The sequence below is a fragment of the Rhodobacter sp. P1_C2 genome (assembly GCF_056406375.1).
Window position 1 is genome coordinate 368,170 of the sequence record NZ_JBFUAG010000003.1, and the last position, 17,994, is coordinate 386,163.

At 65.5% G+C, this 17,994-nt stretch carries 19 protein-coding genes; 16 read left to right on the top strand and 3 right to left on the bottom strand.

The window, feature by feature from the left end; translation table 11 throughout:
• The first annotated feature begins 55 nt into the window (after positions 1-55).
• The 10 genes from AC1DZT_RS06710 (at position 56) to AC1DZT_RS06755 (ending at position 9,316) form a co-directional block, all read left to right on the top strand.
• Positions 56-1,057, top strand: coding sequence for a GntR family transcriptional regulator (locus tag AC1DZT_RS06710; RefSeq protein ID WP_478005839.1), 1,002 nt, complete (start codon positions 56-58; stop codon positions 1,055-1,057).
• A 1-nt stretch (position 1,058) separates the two neighbouring features.
• Positions 1,059-2,216 carry an ABC transporter substrate-binding protein gene (locus AC1DZT_RS06715; RefSeq protein ID WP_478005840.1) on the top strand — a complete coding sequence of 386 codons (1,158 nt, stop codon included), beginning with the start codon at positions 1,059-1,061 and terminating at the stop codon, positions 2,214-2,216.
• A gap of 293 nt (positions 2,217-2,509) precedes the next feature.
• On the top strand, positions 2,510-3,487 hold the full coding sequence (locus AC1DZT_RS06720) for an ABC transporter ATP-binding protein (protein WP_478005841.1): 978 nt from the start codon (positions 2,510-2,512) through the stop codon (positions 3,485-3,487).
• 37 nt (positions 3,488-3,524) lie between these two features.
• Positions 3,525-4,790, top strand: coding sequence for an ABC transporter substrate-binding protein (locus AC1DZT_RS06725; protein ID WP_478005918.1), 1,266 nt, complete (start codon positions 3,525-3,527; stop codon positions 4,788-4,790).
• A gap of 78 nt (positions 4,791-4,868) precedes the next feature.
• Positions 4,869-5,720, top strand: a complete 852-nt coding sequence (locus AC1DZT_RS06730; protein WP_478005842.1) for an ABC transporter permease — start codon at positions 4,869-4,871, stop codon at positions 5,718-5,720.
• Positions 5,721-6,560, top strand: coding sequence for an ABC transporter permease (locus AC1DZT_RS06735; protein ID WP_478005843.1), 840 nt, complete (start codon positions 5,721-5,723; stop codon positions 6,558-6,560).
• The gene (locus AC1DZT_RS06740) at positions 6,560-7,225 is read left to right on the top strand and encodes an aspartate/glutamate racemase family protein (protein WP_478005844.1); all 666 of its coding nucleotides are present in this window, start codon (positions 6,560-6,562) and stop codon (positions 7,223-7,225) included. Before AC1DZT_RS06735 ends, AC1DZT_RS06740 begins: the two co-directional genes overlap by 1 nt.
• A 9-nt stretch (positions 7,226-7,234) precedes the next feature.
• Complete coding sequence (locus AC1DZT_RS06745; protein ID WP_478005845.1) at positions 7,235-8,137, top strand: polysaccharide deacetylase family protein; 903 nt, start codon at positions 7,235-7,237, stop codon at positions 8,135-8,137.
• Between the two features lie 56 nt (positions 8,138-8,193).
• On the top strand, positions 8,194-8,412 hold the full coding sequence (locus tag AC1DZT_RS06750) for a hypothetical protein (RefSeq protein ID WP_478005846.1): 219 nt from the start codon (positions 8,194-8,196) through the stop codon (positions 8,410-8,412).
• The gene (locus tag AC1DZT_RS06755) at positions 8,405-9,316 is read left to right on the top strand and encodes a GTP-binding protein (protein ID WP_478005847.1); all 912 of its coding nucleotides are present in this window, start codon (positions 8,405-8,407) and stop codon (positions 9,314-9,316) included. The genes AC1DZT_RS06750 and AC1DZT_RS06755 overlap by 8 nt, the downstream gene beginning before the upstream one ends.
• A 52-nt stretch (positions 9,317-9,368) precedes the next feature.
• Here the strand turns inward: AC1DZT_RS06755 and purU are convergent, their stop codons facing one another.
• Positions 9,369-10,253, bottom strand: coding sequence for a formyltetrahydrofolate deformylase (gene purU / locus AC1DZT_RS06760; protein WP_478005848.1), 885 nt, complete (start codon positions 10,251-10,253; stop codon positions 9,369-9,371).
• 273 nt (positions 10,254-10,526) lie between these two features.
• Between purU and AC1DZT_RS06765 the strand changes: the two genes are divergently transcribed.
• From AC1DZT_RS06765 to AC1DZT_RS06780, 4 genes are all read left to right on the top strand, one after another.
• A complete protein-coding gene (locus tag AC1DZT_RS06765; protein WP_478005849.1) occupies positions 10,527-10,961 on the top strand; it encodes a PaaI family thioesterase in 435 nt (144 codons plus the stop codon).
• Positions 10,962-10,974: 13 nt separating this feature from the next.
• Positions 10,975-12,039, top strand: a complete 1,065-nt coding sequence (locus AC1DZT_RS06770) for a C45 family autoproteolytic acyltransferase/hydolase (protein WP_478005850.1) — start codon at positions 10,975-10,977, stop codon at positions 12,037-12,039.
• A gap of 1 nt (position 12,040) precedes the next feature.
• On the top strand, positions 12,041-12,397 hold the full coding sequence (locus AC1DZT_RS06775; protein WP_478005851.1) for a diacylglycerol kinase family protein: 357 nt from the start codon (positions 12,041-12,043) through the stop codon (positions 12,395-12,397).
• A gap of 100 nt (positions 12,398-12,497) precedes the next feature.
• Positions 12,498-13,535, top strand: coding sequence for an AI-2E family transporter (locus tag AC1DZT_RS06780; RefSeq protein ID WP_478005852.1), 1,038 nt, complete (start codon positions 12,498-12,500; stop codon positions 13,533-13,535).
• 14 nt (positions 13,536-13,549) lie between these two features.
• Here the strand turns inward: AC1DZT_RS06780 and AC1DZT_RS06785 are convergent, their stop codons facing one another.
• Positions 13,550-14,236, bottom strand: coding sequence for a TetR/AcrR family transcriptional regulator C-terminal domain-containing protein (locus AC1DZT_RS06785; protein WP_478005853.1), 687 nt, complete (start codon positions 14,234-14,236; stop codon positions 13,550-13,552).
• A 117-nt stretch (positions 14,237-14,353) separates the two neighbouring features.
• Here AC1DZT_RS06785 and AC1DZT_RS06790 point away from each other — a divergent pair, with 117 nt between their 5' ends.
• Both AC1DZT_RS06790 and AC1DZT_RS06795 read left to right on the top strand, forming a co-directional pair.
• Positions 14,354-15,586 carry an HlyD family secretion protein gene (locus tag AC1DZT_RS06790; protein WP_478005854.1) on the top strand — a complete coding sequence of 411 codons (1,233 nt, stop codon included), beginning with the start codon at positions 14,354-14,356 and terminating at the stop codon, positions 15,584-15,586.
• A 12-nt stretch (positions 15,587-15,598) separates the two neighbouring features.
• Positions 15,599-17,149 (top strand): DHA2 family efflux MFS transporter permease subunit, encoded by a 1,551-nt coding sequence (locus AC1DZT_RS06795; RefSeq protein WP_478005855.1) that lies wholly within the window; start codon positions 15,599-15,601, stop codon positions 17,147-17,149.
• 13 nt (positions 17,150-17,162) lie between these two features.
• Here the strand turns inward: AC1DZT_RS06795 and AC1DZT_RS06800 are convergent, their stop codons facing one another.
• Positions 17,163-17,933, bottom strand: a complete 771-nt coding sequence (locus AC1DZT_RS06800) for an IclR family transcriptional regulator (RefSeq protein WP_478005856.1) — start codon at positions 17,931-17,933, stop codon at positions 17,163-17,165.
• Positions 17,934-17,994: the final 61 nt, after the last annotated feature.

The window sequence follows — 17,994 nt, forward strand, 5'->3', positions numbered from 1 at the left end:
TGACTTCACGGCCAAGCCCTGACGCACTGCGCCAGATGCCAAGACCCGAGGCGAGATGGAGAAGACCGAGAGCCGCCCCTATTACCTGATCGTCCAGGACTGGCTGGCCGAGAACATCGCGCGTGGCACCCTGCCCGCCGGGGCGCGGCTGACGGTGGCCGGCGTGGCGCAAAGGCTGGCGGTCAGCCGCTCGCCGGTGATGCGGGCGATGGAAAATCTGGTGGCGAGCCGCACCCTGACCCCGCAGGGCCGGGCGGGCTATCTGGTCGGCCCCGAACCGGCCGAGGGCGCGGGGCCCTTGCGGGCCGAGGTGCTGAACCTCTTCTCCCTTCCCGTCAGCCTGCCGGAAACCGATGACCTGCTGAACGCCCCGCCGGAATGGGAGCGTGTTCTGGCCGAGGTCGCGCTGGCGGTCGAAAGCTGCATCCCCTTCGGCATCTACCAGATCTCGGAAAGTGCGATGTGCGAACATTTTGCCGTCAGCCGCACCGTGACGCGCGAGGTGCTGGCCCGGCTGCACGAACGCGGCTCGATCCTGAAGGACCGCGGCGCGCATTGGACGGCGGGGCCGCTGTCGGCCCGCGCCCTGGACGAACAGCACGAGGTCCGCCGCCTGCTGGAGCCTGCCGCCCTGCAGAAGGCCGCCCCTCTATTGGCCCGCGCCACGCTGGCCGAGATGTCGGCGCGGCTGGATGCGGCGGCGGCGGTCGGGCCGACGATCCCGCCCGATGTGATGGCGTCGCTGGAAGCCGATCTGCACGACACCTGTCTTGCGACCCAGCCCAACCGGCGCATCGGCGGCCTGATCGCGCAAGTGCAAAGCGCCCGGGTCGTGAACCGGCTTTTCGCCACCCATGTCGTCCAGCACGACGAGACCGACCTTCTGGCCGAACACCGCCTTGTGCTGGCGCATCTGCGGCTCGGCGATGCCGCAGGTGCCGCCGCCGCCCTGCGCTTTCATCTGGATGCCGACCACGACCGCACCCGCGACCGGCTCAAGGTCCTTTCGGTCTTTGCCGACCCTTCGGTGGCGCCCTATCTCCTCCGGGTGTTCTGACATGCCCGCGCGCCCCCCGAAACTCCGCGTCCTCGGCCGGTCGGAAATCATCACCCTGCCGATCCGCAAACAGGCGCAGGCCGATCTGGGCTTTCCGATCGAGTTCGAGATGGTCGACAGCATCGAAGGCCTGCAACGCGTGATTACAAGGCCCGAGAGTTTTGATCTTTATCATCAATGGCATACCGTCGATCTGACCTGGACGGCGCGCTGCATCCAGCCGATCCGGCTGGACCGTCTGACCCATGGCGCCGAGATCCTGCAGACGGTGCGCGGCAAGTCCGGCCCAAGCCGGGCCATCGACACGGTCTTTGACCGGCTTTTCGTGCAGGAGGATGGCCGCCTTGGCCCGGCACCCACGGCGGAACTGTCGATGCTGCCCCTGTTGCACGGCGTCGACAGCTTTGCCTATGGTGCGGGGCTGCGCGACCTGATCGGAGAGGAGGCCGAAAGCTGGGGCTGGCTGCTCGACCCGCGTCTGAAAGGTCGGGTGGCACTCATCAACGACCCGGTTCTGGGCATGATCGAGGCCGCCCTGGCGGTCGAGGCCGAACGCGGCGCCGCCTTTGCCAATATCGGCAACCTGACGCTGGAAGAGGTGGACGAGGTCGCAGAGGCGCTGATCTCGCGCAAGCGGCTCGGCCATTTCCGCGGCTTCTGGAACTCGGTCGAGGATTCGGTGAAGCTGATCTCGAAGGGCGTGATGATCGCCTCGGTCTTCTCGCCCGCCGTGGCGCAGCTGCGCAGCAAGGGGGCGAAGATCACGGTGTCGACCCCGGTGGAGGGCTGTCGCGGCTGGCATGCCGACCTCTGCCTGTCGCAGGCCTGCGAGGGGGAGCAGCGCGATATGGCCTATGCCTATCTGAACTGGTGGATGCAGGGCTGGGCCGGGGCCTCTGCCGCGCGGCAGGGCTATTACGCGACCTTCCCCGCCCGGGTGCGCGCCCATCTGGAGCCGGGCGAGTGGGACTATTGGTACGAGGGCCAGCCCGCGCCCCATCCGCTGAAAGACCCCTATGGCCGCGTCTCGATCCCGGCGGGCCATCTGCGCGAGGGCGGATCGCACCGCGACCGGATGAGCCGCGCCCGGGTCTGGAACAGCTTCATGGACGAACACACCCATGTCGTCCGGCGCTGGCGCGAGTTTCTTTCTGCCTAAACTTTGCATCCATAGTGCATTCATAAGGGACGCTCACGGGCGCTGCACGATAGCTGGACTGCAATTTGAGTGTCTATTGATCAAGAATCCACCGCTGCCGCGAATCACCCCTTCCGCGCCCTGATGCATTTCTTGTCCAAAATTCATGCAAAAGCCGATTTCCCTGCCTGAAATATTTCCTGCGGCAAAGCGGCCGCATCGCCGCGGCCAAGACGGCGCAGACGGCGCTTGGTGAGGAACGGGGGCGGCAAGCTAGGCTGACGCGTGACCCATCCGGCGCTGGAGCATCCACCTTGCGAACCCCCCATGATCTGGAACTCGTCCATGTGACCAAACGCTATGCCGGGGGCGCGGTGGCGGTGTCCGACGTGAGCCATCTGTTCCGGGGCGGCAGCTATGTCTGCCTGCTCGGGCCTTCGGGCTGCGGCAAATCCTCGACCCTGCGGATGGTGGCGGGGCACGAGACGGTCAGCGAAGGCCAGATCGTTCTGGCCGGCAAGGAAGTCACCAACCTGCCCCCCGCCAAGCGCGGCACGGCGATGATGTTCCAAAGCTACGCCCTCTTCCCGCACCTCAGCGTCACCGACAACGTGGCCTTCAGCCTGAAGATGAAGTGGGTGGAGGCTGACGTGCGGCGCAAGAAGGCGCTGGAGCTTCTCGAACTCGTCGACATGACCAAATACGCCGACCGCCTGCCTGCCCAGCTGTCGGGCGGCCAGCAGCAGCGCGTGGCCCTGGCCCGGGCGCTGATCACCAATCCGCAGGTCCTGTTGCTGGATGAACCGCTCTCGGCGCTCGACCCTTTCCTGCGCATCCGGATGCGAGCGGAATTGAAGAAGCTGCAGCGCGAGCTGGGGATTTCCTTCCTGCACGTCACCCATGGCCAGGACGAGGCGCTGGCCTTGGCCGATGAGATCGTGGTGATGAACAACGCCCGCATCGAACAGGCCGGCACCGCGCGCGAGGTCTTCAACGCGCCCACCACCGAATTTGTCGCCAAGTTTCTGGGCGGCCACAACGTCCTGTCCCTGCCCCAGGGCCGCTTTGCCTTGCGCGCCGATGAGGTGCGTCTGGGCGCTGCCGGGACCGAGGCCGTCGTCACCTCGATCGAGTTTCAGGGCGCCCATGTCGCCCTGACCGCCCGCGCCGCCGGCGATCAGGAGGTTCTGGCCCTGATCCCCGAAGCGATCTTCTACGCCGACCCCAAGGCGCCCGGCGACACGGTCGGCCTGACCTGGGACCCGCAGCGCCTGCACCCGCTTTCTGCCTGAAACACCAGCCAAAAAACCAACCAACAGCGAGGACATGATGAAGAAGAACCACTATTCCCGCCGCAGCCTGCTCAAGGGTGGCGCCGCCGCCGTGGCGGCCTCGGCCTTCCCGGCACCGATGATCTGGGCGCAGGACATCAAGGACATCACCCTGCGGCAGGCCGGGACCGGCGTGTCGGCCTTCAACGAGGTGGCGGCCAAGGTGAAGGAAGACCTCGGCTTCACGCTGGAGATGACGGCGCTGGATTCGGATTCGGTCACGCAGAAGGTCGCGACCCAGCCCGACAGCTATGACATCGCCGATATCGAATACTGGATCTGCAAGAAGGTCTGGCCGACCGGCAACCTGCAGGCGATGGATGTGTCGAAGATCAAGAATTACGACAAGATCGTCGGCATCTTCATCGACGGCAAGCTGACGCCGGAATCCAAGATCGCCCAGGGCACCGCCCCCCATACCGTGGGCTTCGTCGATGCGGTGGATGGCAAGACCTTCGCCAAGGCGCCGACCGGCTGGATGACCCTGATCCCGACCATCTACAACGCCGACACGCTCGGCATCCGCCCCGACCTGATCGGCCGCCCGATCGAAAGCTGGGCTGAACTGCTGAACCCCGAGTTCAAGGGCAAGGCCTCGATCCTCGACATCTCCTCGATCGGCATCATGGATGCGGCGATGGTCTGCGAGGCGATGGGCAAGATCAAATATGCCGACAAGGGCAACATGACCAAGGACGAGATCGACCAGACCATGGCGATCTTCACCGAGGCGAAGAAGGCCGGCCAGTTCCGCGCCTTCTGGAAGAGCTTCGACGAGTCGGTGAACCTGATGGCCTCGGGCGAGGTGGTGATCCAGTCGATGTGGTCGCCCGCCGTGACCGCCGTGCGCTCCAAGGGTATCGCCTGCAAGTTCCAGCCGCTGAAGGAAGGCTATCGCAGCTGGGGTGGCGGTCTGGGCCTGTCCTCGGGTCTGAAGGGCGTCGCTTTGGATGCCGCCTATGAATACATCAACTGGTATCTGTCGGGCTGGGTCGGCGGCTTCCTGATGCGTCAGGGCTATTACTCGGCCGTGCCGGAAACCTCGAAGAACTTCATGACCGCCGACGAATGGGGCTACTGGTTCGAAGGCAAGCCCGCCGCGGGCGACATCACCAACCCGCAGGGCCAGGTCATGGAACATGCCGGCGCGGTGCGCGATGGCGGCTCCTTCGCCGACCGGATGGGCCATGTCGCCTGCTGGAACTCGGTCATGGATGAGAACCAGTACATGGTCCGCAAGTGGAACGAATTCATCGCCGCCTGAGGCTGTGATTGAAACCCGCCCTTTCCCCGCCCGGGGGAAGGGCCTTTCCGGGCAATGAGGGCGCGCGTGGAGCGGTTGATGAAATCTCCCAACCTACTGGGTTGGCTTCTGGCCTTGCCGCTGGTCCTGGTGCTGGTGGTCTTCCTGGTCATTCCGGTAATCATGATCGTCATCGTCAGCTTCTGGCAGGCGACCGAGTTTTCGATCGTTCCGGCCTTCGACCTGGGCAATTACGAATTCCTGTTCGGCTCTCCCGTCACCTATCAGGTGTTCTTCAACACCCTGCGCTATGCGGCGATGACCTGGGCGCTGACCTTGGGGATCGGCTTTGCCGTGGCCTATTTCCTTGCCTTCCACATCCGCAGCCAGACGACGCAGATCGCACTCGCCCTGATCTGCACCGTGCCGTTCTGGACCTCCAACATCATCCGGATGATTTCGTGGATCCCATTCCTCGGGCGCAACGGGCTGGCCAATTCGGCGCTGCTGTCGATGGGGGTGATCGACAAGCCCTTGGAGTGGCTTCTCTTTTCCGACTTCTCGGTCATGCTGGCTTTCGTGCATATCAACACGATCTTCATGGTGATCCCGATCCTCAACACCATGATGCGGATCGACAAATCCCTGATCGAGGCGGCGCGTGACAGTGGCGCATCCGGCGCGCAGATCCTGTGGAACGTGATCATTCCCCTGACCAAGCCCGGCATCATGATCGGCACGATCTTCGTGCTGACGCTGGTGATGGGCGATTTCATCACCGTGCGCTTCATGTCGGGCAGCCAGAGCGCCAATGTCGGGCGGCTGATCTCCAACGACATCGGGCTGCTGCAATACCCTTCGGCCTCGGCCACTTCGGTCGTGCTGTTGCTGTCGGTGCTGGTGATCGTCGGCGGCCTGTTGCGTGTCGTCGACATCCGGAAGGAGCTGTAAATGGAACCGCGTCCGCGCAGCTTCTACATCCTTGGCGCCTTCTTCTGGCTTTACGTCCTGTTCCTGTACGGCCCGACCATCACCATCGGCATCCTCAGCTTTCAGGGCCCGACCGGTGGCCTGACCTTCCCGATGCGGGGCGTTTCGCTGAACTGGTTCCACGAGCTTTTCAAGCAGCAGGCGGTGGGTGACATCTGGGGTTCGTTCCGCCGCTCGCTGGCCCTGGGCCTCATGGTCATGGTGACGACGGTGGTCGTCTCGGTTATGGGCGGGCTCGCCTTCCGCAAAAGGTTCAAGGGCTCGGGTGCCCTCTTCTATCTGGCGGTGGCGGGGCTGGTGATCCCGTCGATCCTCGTCTCGCTCGGCGTCGGTCTGTTCTTCTCGCAGGCGGGGATTCCGGTGCATTGGGCGACCTCGGCCTTCGGGGCGCAGCTGACCTGGACCCTGCCCTTCGGCCTGCTCGTGATGTTCGCCGTCTTCAACCGCTTCAACCCGGCGTATGAGGAAGCCGCCCGCGATCAGGGCGCCACGCCGTGGCAGACCGTGCGCCATGTGGTGCTGCCGATGATCGCGCCCTCGCTTCTGGGGGTGGCGCTCTTTGGTTTCACCCTCAGCTATGACGAGTTCGCCCGCACGCTGCTGACCTCTGGCAGCAAGAACACCCTGCCTTTGGAGATTTTCGGGATGACGACCAATGTGACGACCCCGGTGATCTTCGCGCTCGGCACGCTGACCACGGTGTTTTCCTTCTTCGTCATCGGCGTCTTCCTCCTGTCGGTCTGGGCGATGAACCGCCGCCGCAATCGCGCCGGGTCGGATGCCGGCAAGGGCATGATCTGATGCGAATCTCTGTGATCAACCCGAACTCCACCGCCTCGATGACCGAAAAGATCGCCGCCGCCGCGCGCCTTGCCGCACCGGAGGCCGAGATCGAGGCGCGGACCTGCCACGGCGCCCCGCCCGCCATCCAGGGCCCCGCGGATGGCGCGGCCGCCCTGCCCTTCCTTCTGGCAGAGGTCATCGCGGCCGAGGCTGCCGGCGCCGATGCCGCCCTGATCGCCTGTTTCGACGACACCGGCCTGGCCGAGGCGCGACAGACGGTGTCCATCCCCGTTCTCGGCATCGGCGAGGCCGCCTTTCATGCCGCGATGATGCTGGGCAAAAGCTATTCGGTGGTCACCACGCTGTCGGTTTCGGTCCCGGTGATCGCGGGGAATATCGCGACCTACGGCCTTGCCTCGCATTGCCTGAACGTGCGCGCCTCGGACGTGCCGGTGCTGGAGCTGGAACGGACAGGCTCCGACGCCCGCGCCAAGATCTCGACCGAGATTGCCCGCGCCATCTGCGAGGATGATGCCGGCGCCATCGTGCTCGGCTGTGCCGGGATGGCCGACCTTGCCGCCGCGCTGGAGGCTGAACACGGCGTGCCGGTGATCGACGGGGTGGCGGCCGCCACGGCCTTTGCCGCGGCGCTGGTGCGGATCAGACCCCATTCACGCCTTTAGGAGACGGATATGCCCAAGAAAATCCTCTGCGCCTTTGGCAACGATATCGACTCGGTCGCGGGCTGGATCGGCTCTTACGGCGGCGGCGACAGCCCCTCCGACATCCAGCGCGGCATCTTCGCCTCCGAGGTCGGCATCCCGCGTCTTCTGCGCCTGTTCAAACGCTATGGCCTCAAAACCAGCTTCTTCATCCCCGGCCATTCGCTGGAAACCTTCCCGAAAGAGATGGAGATGATCGTCAAGGATGGCCACGAGGTCGGCGCCCATGGTTACCTTCACGAAAACCCGATCGCGATGACGCCCAGCCAGGAAGAGGATGTGCTGGTCAAGTCGATCGAGCTGATCAAGGACCTGACCGGCGCCGCCCCGCGCGGCTATGTCGCGCCCTGGTGGGAGATGTCGAATTCCACCGCCGCCCTCCTTTTGAAACACGGCTTCCAATACGACCACAGCCAGGGCTACCGCGATTTCCAGCCCTTCTATGCTCGTGTCGGCGACAGCTGGACCACCATCGACTATTCCAAGCAGGCCAAGGACTGGATGAAGCCCCTGAAGCACGGCGCGGAAATCGACCTCGTGGACATTGCCGCGAATTGGTATGTCGATGACCTGCCGCCGATGATGTTCATGAAGAAAGCGCCGAACAGTCATGGTTTCGTCAACCCCCGCGACATCGAGGAGATGTGGCGCGACCAGTTCGACTGGGTTTACCGCGAGATGGATTACGCCGTCTTCGCCTTCACCATCCACCCCGATGTGGCGGGCCGTCCGCAGGTGTTGCTGATGCTGGAGCGGCTGATCGAGTATATCTCCAGACATTCCGGCGTCGAATGGCTGCCCTTCGAGGACATCGCCGCCGATTTCCGCGCCCGTTACCCCTTTGGCGGCACCGCGCGGCCCGAGGTCATCTGATGTGCAACGCCTGCGGCTTTCCGGCCCGGCCCGGGCATTGGACGGATGCGGGGCTCATGACGCCACACGACCGCCTGCGCGCCCGCTTTCGCCGGGCGGAGGTTCTGGCCCGGGTGCTGCGGCCCTATGGGCTGACCGCGCATGACGATGGCGTGACCGAGGGGATCACCCTCTCGACCCTCTCGGGCGCCAGTGAGATCGTCATCCGCCCCGACGACCTTTGGCCCACGGTCGAACGTCTGGCGGGCCGTCCGCTTGATGTGCTGCATGGCTGATGGCCGCCTGCCGCTGAACCTGCTTGGCGGTTTTCTCGGCGCGGGCAAGACGACTTGGCTGCGCCACCAGCTGCACCATGGGCTGCGTGCCCATGTCGTGGTGAACGAGGCTGCGGGGGTTTCGGTCGACCATGCCCTGCTTTCCGGGGCCGCCGGGATCACCGAACTTGCCGGCGGCTGCGCCTGTTGCGAGGGGCGTGGCGCCATGGTGGCGGTGCTGCGCGATCTGGTCGACCGGCGCAGCAGGGGGGAGCAGATCGCCGATCTGGTGCTGGAAACCTCGGGCCTCGCCGATCCCGCGGCGGTTCTGGCGGCCATCGCCGCCGACCCGGTTCTGGTGCATCACATCCGGATGACCGGCACTGTGGTTCTGGTCGATGCGGTGAACGGGCTTCTTGGCGCGACGATGTCGCCCCTCGCTTTGGCGCAGATGCGGGCGGCGGATCGGCTGATCCTGACCAAGACCGATGCGGTTGCCTCCGACCGGGTGGCGCGGCTGGCGGCGACCCTCAGCCGGATCAACCCAATGGCCGAAATCTCCGCCGCCGTGGCGGGCCAGCCTGTCGCCCTGCCGGAGGGCAAGGCGCTGCCGCTGGATCTGCCCACCGCTGCCGAGACCCCATTGCACGCCCTGACCCTAGCCCTGCCACCCGGGGCGGATTGGGCAGCGCTTTCGCTTTGGCTTTCCGCACTTCTCCACCGCCACGGCGACCGGCTGTTGCGGATCAAGGGCGTGGTGGACAGCCCGGCCGGGCGGCTTCTGATCCAGACCGTGCGCCACAGCGTGCAGCCCCCTGAGGTTCTGCCCGAGGGTCATGGCACCAGCAACCTGCTGGCGGTCATCGGCACGGTGGAGGATGCGGGGCTGCTTTCCGCCTCTTTGGCGCAGTGGTGCGGGGAATGAAAAAACCCGGCGCCTTGGCACCGGGTTTTTCCGCAGACCAAAGGAAGGCGCCTCAGCCCATCCGTTCCGACGCGTAGGAACCGGGCGAGGCCGGGAAGACCACGGTCTTGTTGCCGTTCTGGAAGACGCGGTGGTGGATATGGGCGTGGATCGCGCGCGACAGGACCTGCGCTTCGACATCACGGCCGAGGCTGACGTAATCCTCGGCGCTTTGGGCATGGGTGATGCGGACGGTGTCCTGTTCGATGATCGGACCCTCGTCCAGATCGGCGGTGACGTAATGGGCGGTGGCCCCGATCAGCTTCACCCCACGCTCATAGGCCTGCTTGTAGGGATTGGCGCCCTTGAACGACGGCAGGAAAGAGTGGTGGATGTTGATGATCCGCCCCGACATGCGCTGGCAGAAAGCATCCGACAGAACCTGCATGTAACGCGCCAACACCACCAGCTCGGCCCCGGACTCATCGACCACGGCCAACAGACGCGCCTCGGCCTCGGCCTTGTTTTCCTTGGTCACCTTGATGTGGTGGAAGGGCAGGTCATGGTTCACCACGACCTTCTGATAGGTCAGGTGGTTGGACACCACGCCCACGATGTCGATCGGCAGCGCGCCGATGCGCCAGCGGTAGAGAAGGTCATTCAAGCAATGGCCGAAGTTCGACACCATCAGCAGCACCTTCATCCGGTCCTTGCCGGCATGCAGCGCCCATTCCATCCCGAAGGCCTCGGCCACCGGGGCAAAGCCGTCGCGCAGCGCCTCGGGCGTCGCACCGGTTTCGGCGCGGAAGGAGATGCGAGCGAAGAACATGCCGGTCAGATCGTCGTCAAACTGCGCGGCATCCGTGATGTTGCACCCCTTGTCGGCAAGATAGGTCGAAATCGCGGCCACGATGCCGCGGCGTGAGGTGCAATGCACGGTCAGAACATAGGTCGTCATGCCGGTAGTCCCTTGTCTTTCTCTGGAGGGCGAGCGTGGGTGATGGAGCCAGGGCAAGCGCCCCTGCTTTCGGCCGGGATCCAAACAGAGCGGCCCGGGGAAGACAAGCGCAGAAGCGATTTCCGACCGATTCCGCCGCATTTGGCGCATCAGATTGCACAGCATTGCAGCGCCCCCGCCGCCCCTCCCCGCAAGACCCCGGGTGGTGCGGCGCGATTGACAGCGACCTGCTTCCCCGTTTGACTGCGCGGGGCAACGACAAGGCACTTCCCCATGACCAACCAGACCCCGATCCCGCCTGATGCCCTGCTTCAGCCGCCCTTCGCCCTGCTGCTGGACATCCGCATCGTCTCTGCCGCGCCCGACCGGGTGGAGGCCGAGATGCGCGCCAGCCCGAACCTGATGAACCGCAATGGCGTGCTGCATGGCGGGGCGATCATGGCGCTCGCCGACAATGTCGGCGGCGTGGCGGCGAGCCTTGGGCTGAAGGAGGGGGCGATGACCACGACGCTGGAAAGCAAGACCAACTTCTTCCGCTCGATCCCCGAGGGGGACCTCGTGCGCGCCATTGCCGTGCCGCTGCATCAGGGCCGCAAGACCGAGGTCTGGCAGACCTCGATCCTGCGCAGCGACGGCAAGCTGGCGGCGCAGGTGATCCAGACCCAGATGACCCTGCCGAAAGACCGCAACGCCTCCTCCGGCGCGTGAAAGGATCGGGCGGATGCCTGTCATCGACTGTCACGGAACCGGCCTTGCGCGCGGGATTGCCCATGGCGAAAGCGCCCGCGACCTGATCGGCGCGGCGCTGGCCCGGTGGGAGGCGGCGACCCTTTCGGCCCTGCCCGGCAGGATGCGGATCGCGGATTATGCCGAAGGCTTCCTGTCGCGCACCGGGCTTTTCGCCCATGTGCGCCGCCAGCTGCCCGATCTGGCCGAAGAGGTGCGCGGCATTGCGCTGGGTGCCGGCGTGCCCGAGGGTCTGATCGCCGCCTATAACCTGATGGACGAACAATGGTGGTATGACCTCGCCCCGCCGGCCCGGGCCGAGCCGGGCTGCAGCCTGATCGGTGTTGCGGGCGCGGGGGAAAGTGTTCTGGCACAGAACATGGACCTGCCCGCCGATATGGACGGCGCGCAGGTCATCCTGCGCCTCAGCGGCCCCGACCTGCCCGAGACGCTGCTGCTGAGCGCGGCGGGCATGATCGGGCTGACCGGGGTGAACCGCGCCGGGGTGGCGATCTGCGTCAACACGCTGTTGATGCTGCGCCACCAGACCGGCGCGATGCCGGTGGCCTTCGTGCTGCGCGCCGCCCTCGCCCGGCGCAGCGCGGCCGAGGCCCTGGCGGTGCTGCGCGGCCTGTCCCATGCCAGCGGGCAGCATTACGCGGTGGCAGATGCCTTTGGCGTGACCGGGCTGGAATGCAGCGCCGGGGGGGCGGTGACCAGCAGCGCGGGAGGGCACCTTCTGCTCCACACCAACCACCCGCTGCGCAGCGCCGATCTGGATGGCGCAGCGCTGGCGCTTCTGACCGGGCGCGGCAGGATTGCCAATTCCGAACAGAGGCTCGCCTGCCTGCAGGGCCGGGCCCGTGCCACGACCACCGCAGCGGAGGTCGAGGCGCTGCTGTCGGATCAAAGCCTGCCGATGTGCATGGTGGCCGATGCCCCGCACCGCAGCCAGACCTTCGGCACGGTCGTCTTCCGGCTGGGCGCCGAGGTGGGGGCGCGGTTCCGCTTGGGCCTGCCGGGAAGCGCGCCCTGGCAGAGCCTGAGCTTCGCGGCCTAGGATGCGCGCGGTCCGCCAGCGCCTCGCCTCCTTCCGCCACGCGGGTCGCGGGATCTGGCTGCTGCTGGCTCAGCCCAATGCGCGGATTCATCTGGCGGCGGCGGTCTTTGTCGTCGCCCTCGGCTGGGTCTTGCGGATCAGCGGCGGGGACTGGGCGCTTCTGGTCCTGGCCATCACCGCCGTCCTGGCCGCCGAGGCGATCAACACGGCGGTGGAGCGGGCCGTCGATCTGGCCAGCCCGCAGTGGAGCAGCCTTGCCCGCGATGCCAAGGATCTGGCGGCGGCCTGCGTCCTGATCACCGCCATCGGGGCGGCGGTCGTGGGGGTCTTGGTGTTTCTGCCCTATCTCTTCGTATGATCCGGCCCCACGCCCCCTGACCAAGCCCTTGTAAATCGCCGCGAAACCGCCTTCTACTTTGACCCGGACCCGCAAGGGCCTTCTGCGACGGAGGGCGAAAGTGCCAAACAGCAAGACCTTCACCACCCTCCTCATCGCGGTGAGCCTCGGCTTTGCCTGGATGATCTGGCCGCTCTTCGGCGCGATCTTCTGGGCCGTCACGCTGGCCATCGTCTTCGACCCGATGTCGCGGCGGCTTCAGGCCCGGATGGGCGGGCGGCGCAACCTCGCCTCGGTCGCGATGGTCCTCGGCATCGTGCTGGTGATCATCCTGCCGATGCTGATGATCCTGGCCGCCGTGGTGCGCGAGGCGACCTCGCTGGTCGAGGCGGTGAAGTCCGGCCAGATCGACCTGCATGCGATGTTCCAGGACCTGATGAACATCCTGCCCGGCTGGAGCAAGGACATGCTGCTGCGCTTTGGCATCAGCGACCTGACTACACTGCAGGACGGCATCCCCGCCGCCGCCAGCGACTGGCTCGCCGCAAATGGCACCGCCTTCCTGACCTTCGGCCGAAGCACGGCAGGGGCCGTCGTCGAACTCTGCGTGATGCTTTACCTGACCTTCTTCCTGTTCCGCGACGGCGACCTGGTGCTGGCCCGGATCAAGGCCGCCATCCCGATGGAGCGCAGCCTGCTCGACGACCTTCTGCAGACCTTCACCGTCGTGGTGCGCGCCACGGTGCGCGGCGATATCGTCGTGGCGCTGTTGCAGGGCACGGTGGCGGGCCTTGGCTTCTGGGTGCTGGGCGTCCATGCCGTGCTGCTCTGGATGGTGCTGATGTCGGTGCTGTCGCTGTTCCCGGTCTTCGGCGCGGCGCTGGTCTGGGTGCCGGTCGCGATCTATTTCCTGGCCAAGGGCATGATCTGGCACAGCCTTGCGCTGACGCTGTATGGTGTGTTGGTCGTAGGCCTGATCGACAATATCGTGCGGCCCTGGCTGGTCGGGCAGGCGACGCGGATGCCGGATTACCTGGTGCTGATCTCGACCCTCGGCGGGATCACCACCTTCGGCATGCAGGGCTTCATCACCGGGCCGGTGATGGCAGCGCTGTTCCTCGCGGTCTGGACGACCTGCCTCGCCCGCCCGCGGGACTGAGGGCGGAGGCCAGCTCAGCCCTCGCGGGCGCCATAGTAGCCAAGGAACATCGCGGTGGCGCTGGTGGCATTGCGGGTGATTTCCGCCTCGGTCGGCAGGGTCGTCACCTTGCCGAAAAGACGCCGGCGGAACAGGCCCGCGGTCGCGAGTTCGACGAATTGCGAGGCGGCGAAGTCGACATCGGGGATGGCAAGGATGCCCTTGTCGATCTCGGTCTGCAGGACCGAAGCCAAAAGCCGCACCGTCCGCGCCGCGCCGCGATCGAAGAAGCGCATCCCAAGTTCGGGCATCCTTTCGCTGACCCCGATCACCACGCGATGCGCCCGGATCACCGTGTCCGAGCAGAGGATGCGGATCACCGCCGCGGCAAGGCGCTGCAGCCGTTCTTCCAGCGTGCCACTGCCTTGCAGCGCCGCCTCGACCCCGGCGAAAAGCACGGCGCGTTCGCGTTCGATCAGCGCCTCGAACAGGTCTTCCTTGCTGTTGAAATAGACATAGATCGTGCCCTTGGACACCTGCGCCTCGCGCGTGATGTCGTTCATGCTGGCGGCGTCATAGCCCATCGAGGAAAACACCCGATGCGCGCCCGACAGGATCTGCTCGCGCTTGTTCACATCCTGCCCTGCGGCACAGCGCCCCCCGGTCGCCGCCATCGGCTTCTTGGGGCAGTCGCGCGCCACCGGAACGTCTGGATCGGTCATCAGAACACTTTCTGTAAATAAATCGAACTGAGCGGTTCGATTTCAGTTGATTTTGCCGCGCACCCGTCCTACCTGCTGAACCGAACCAATCAGTTCGATCTGGACAGAGATAGACACATGTCGCTTGATGATCAACCCCAGCCCAACGTCGGAACCGGCAATGCGCGCCTTGCCCTTGTCCAGACCCCCGCCGTTCAGTCGCCCGCGTTGAAAGAGACGCAAGCCCCCGTCGCGCCCCCCGTCGCTCCCCCTGCCGCACCCGTGGCAGAGGCGCCGCCGAAAGCCGCCGAACCCGCCAAGCCGAAGAGCCGGCGCAAGACCGTGATCCTTGGCATCGTGGCGCTGGCGCTGGTCGGCTTTGGCGCGACCTATGGCCGCGACTACTGGATGGATGGTCGTTTCATGGTCTCCACCGATGACGCCTATGTGCAGGGCAACATCGCGCAGGTCTCGGCCAAGATCCAAGGCTATGTCAGCGAGATTCCGGTGCAGGAAAACCAGAAGGTTCAGGCTGGCGATGTGCTGGTGCGTCTCGATGACGGCGATTACCGCATTGCGCTGGATCTGGCGAAAAGCAAGATCGCGACCCAGACCGAGACCCTGAAGCGGATCGACGCCCAGACCCAGGCTGCCAAGGCCGCCGTGCTGCAGGAACAGGCCAACAAGGACGCGATGATCGCCGCGTTGAAGAATGCCAAGCTGGTCGATGACCGCGCCCGCAGCCTTGCCGCCTCCAATGCGGCGACGCGGGCCCAGGTCGATTCGGCCGATGCGGCACTGGCGCAGGCCACCGCCGATCTCGCCGGGGCCGAGGCCAAGATCACCAGCGCCGAGGCGAATGTCGCGGTGATGCAGGCCGAATATGCCGAAACCCAAAGCGGGATGCGCGCCCTTGACCTCGCCGTGCAACAGGCCCAGCGCAACCTGGACCTGACCCTATTGCGCGCGCCCTATGCCGGCACCTTCACCAACCTGACGCCGCAACAGGGCGACCTGGTCAGCCCCGGCCAGATCCTCGGCGCCATCGTGCCGACCGATCAGCTTTATATCGAGGCGAACTTCAAGGAGACCCAGCTGGACGGGATCAAGACCGGCGCCACGGCGAAAATCGCCGTCGATGGCCTGCCGGGTCAGGAATTCACCGGCACGGTCACCTCGATCTCGCCCGCGACGGGCTCGATGTTCTCGCTGCTGCCGGCTCAGAACGCGACCGGCAACTTCACCAAAGTCGTGCAACGCGTTCCGGTCCGGATCAGCCTGCCGGCCGACGTTCTGGCCAGCGGCAAGATGCGCGCCGGGCTGAGCGTCGTGATCGACATCGACAGCCGCACCGGTACGGCAGACAAATAAGGCTTTCGCATCATGGCTGGCCCCGCCGCCCCCACGACCATCAGCAAGCGCAAGGTCTTTGCCTTCCTGGCGATGGTCTTCGGCATGTTCATGGCGATTCTCGACATTCAGGTCGTCTCGGCATCACTGGCCGAGATTCAGGCCGGCCTCAGCGCCAGTTCCTCCGAGATTTCCTGGGTTCAGACCGCCTACCTCATCGCCGAGGTGATCATGATCCCGCTGTCGGGGTTCCTCAGCCGGGTGCTGTCGACGCGGATCCTGTTCACCGTGGCAGCGGCAGGCTTCACCGCCTCGAGCTTTCTTTGCGCCACGGCCTCCAACATCGACCAGATGATCGTCTACCGCACGCTGCAGGGCTTCCTCGGCGGCGGCATGATCCCCAGCGTCTTCACCGCCGCCTTCACGATCTTTCCGAAGTCGAAACAGGCCATCGTCTCGCCGATCATCGGGCTGGTGGCGACCTTGGCACCCACCGTCGGCCCTACCATCGGCGGCTATCTCAGCCATACCCTGTCCTGGCACTGGCTGTTCCTCGTCAACGTGCCGCCGGGCATTGCGGTCACGATTGCCGTCTGGATGCTGGTCGACTTCGACAAGCCGAACTTCGCCCTGTTCAAGAAATTCGACTGGACCGGACTTGTGGCCATGGTCGCCTTCCTCGGCTCGTTCCAATATGTGCTGGAGGAGGGCCCGGGCAACGACTGGCTGAATGACGAGACGGTGTTCTTCTTTTCGATCACGCTGGTGATCGGCGCGGTGGCCTTCTTCTGGCGGGTGCTGACGGCGGAAGAGCCCGTGGTGGACCTGCGCGCGTTCAAGGACGTGAACTTCGCCTTCGGTTCGACCTTCTCTTTCGTGATGGGGTCCGGCCTTTATGGCATGACCTATCTCTACCCGCTCTACCTCGGCCAGATCCGCGGCTTTGACAGCATGATGATCGGCGAGACGATGTTCGTGAGCGGCTTGGCCATGTTCTTCACCGCCCCCTTTGCCGGCATCCTGGCGCGCAAGGTCGACATGCGGATCATGATCATGATCGGGCTTCTGGGCTTTGCCGTCAGCAGCTGGATGCTGACCGGCCTGACCGGCGACTGGGACTTCCGCGAGCTGTTCCTGCCGCAGATCCTGCGCGGCGTGTCCCTGATGCTCTGCATGGTCACGGTCAACAACCTGGCGCTTGGCACCCTGCCGCCCGAGCGGATGAAGAATGCCTCCGGCCTCTTCAACCTGACGCGGAACCTTGGCGGGGCGGTCGGGCTGGCGCTGATCAATACGCAGTTGGTGGACCGGGGCCGGTTGCACTTTGCCCGGCTGGCCGATGATGTCAGCTGGTCCAATCCGGCGGTGGCACATCAGCTGGACACGATGGCGCAGGCGTTTTCGGCCAAGGGTCTGGATGGGCACAAGGCGGCGCTGGCGCAGATGATGGCGCAGGTCAATCAACAGGCGCGGCTTTTGTCCTTCATCGACGTCTTCTTCCTTCTGGCCTTCCTCTTCGCCTCGCTCTCGGGCTTTGCGCTGCTGATGCGCAAACCGGGCGGGCCGGTGGCGTCGGGGCACTGAAGCCGCCCCGGCGCTATCCCTCGATCGCCGCTGACAGCTGTTCTGCAATGGCACGGACCGTCTGGCCGTAACGGGCGGTGCGGTCCGGCGTGACCCGTGCGGCGAGGCCCGAGATCGAGATGGCGAACAAGGGCTCTCCCTCGGCCGACAGGACCGAGGCCGCAACGCAGCGCATGCCGGTGACGAATTCCTCGTCATCCACGGCATAGCCCTCGACCCTGATCCGGGCGATTTCCTCCAGCACATCCTCGGTCTTCATCAGGCTGGTCGCGGTCAGCGGACGCAGGCCGTTCCGCCGGATCAGAGCCACAATCGCCTCATCCGGCCAGGCCGCGATCATCGCCTTGCCCATGGCCGAATTGATCACCGGGGCGCGCCCGCCGGGCGGGGCGATGGCGCGCATGATCTCGCGGCTTTCGACCTGGGCCAGGGTGATCACCTCGCCATCATCCAGCACGCCCATGTTGGCCGTCTCGCGCGTCGCATCGCGCAGGCGGCGCAGATAGGGCAGCGCCACGGCGGCATAATTCACCCTTCGCGCATAGGAAGAGCCGACGAACCAGGCCCGCCGCCCCACGACCCAAAGCCCGCTTTCGGCCGAGGCCTGGGCAAAGCCGCGCTGTTCCAGCGTGGTCAGCAGGCGGTGGGTGGTAGAGACCGCCAGATCCAGGCTGCGCGCCAGATCCGACAGGCGCACCCCCTCGGTCCTTGCGGCAAGCGCCTCTAGGATCCGCAAGGCGCGTTCCACCGACTGGACGCCCTGCGCTTCGGAATCTTTCCCCATCCGGCAGCCCCTTTCCACATGGTGGAAAGCTTTGCGGATGTTTTGGCCGCGGGGCAAGGGC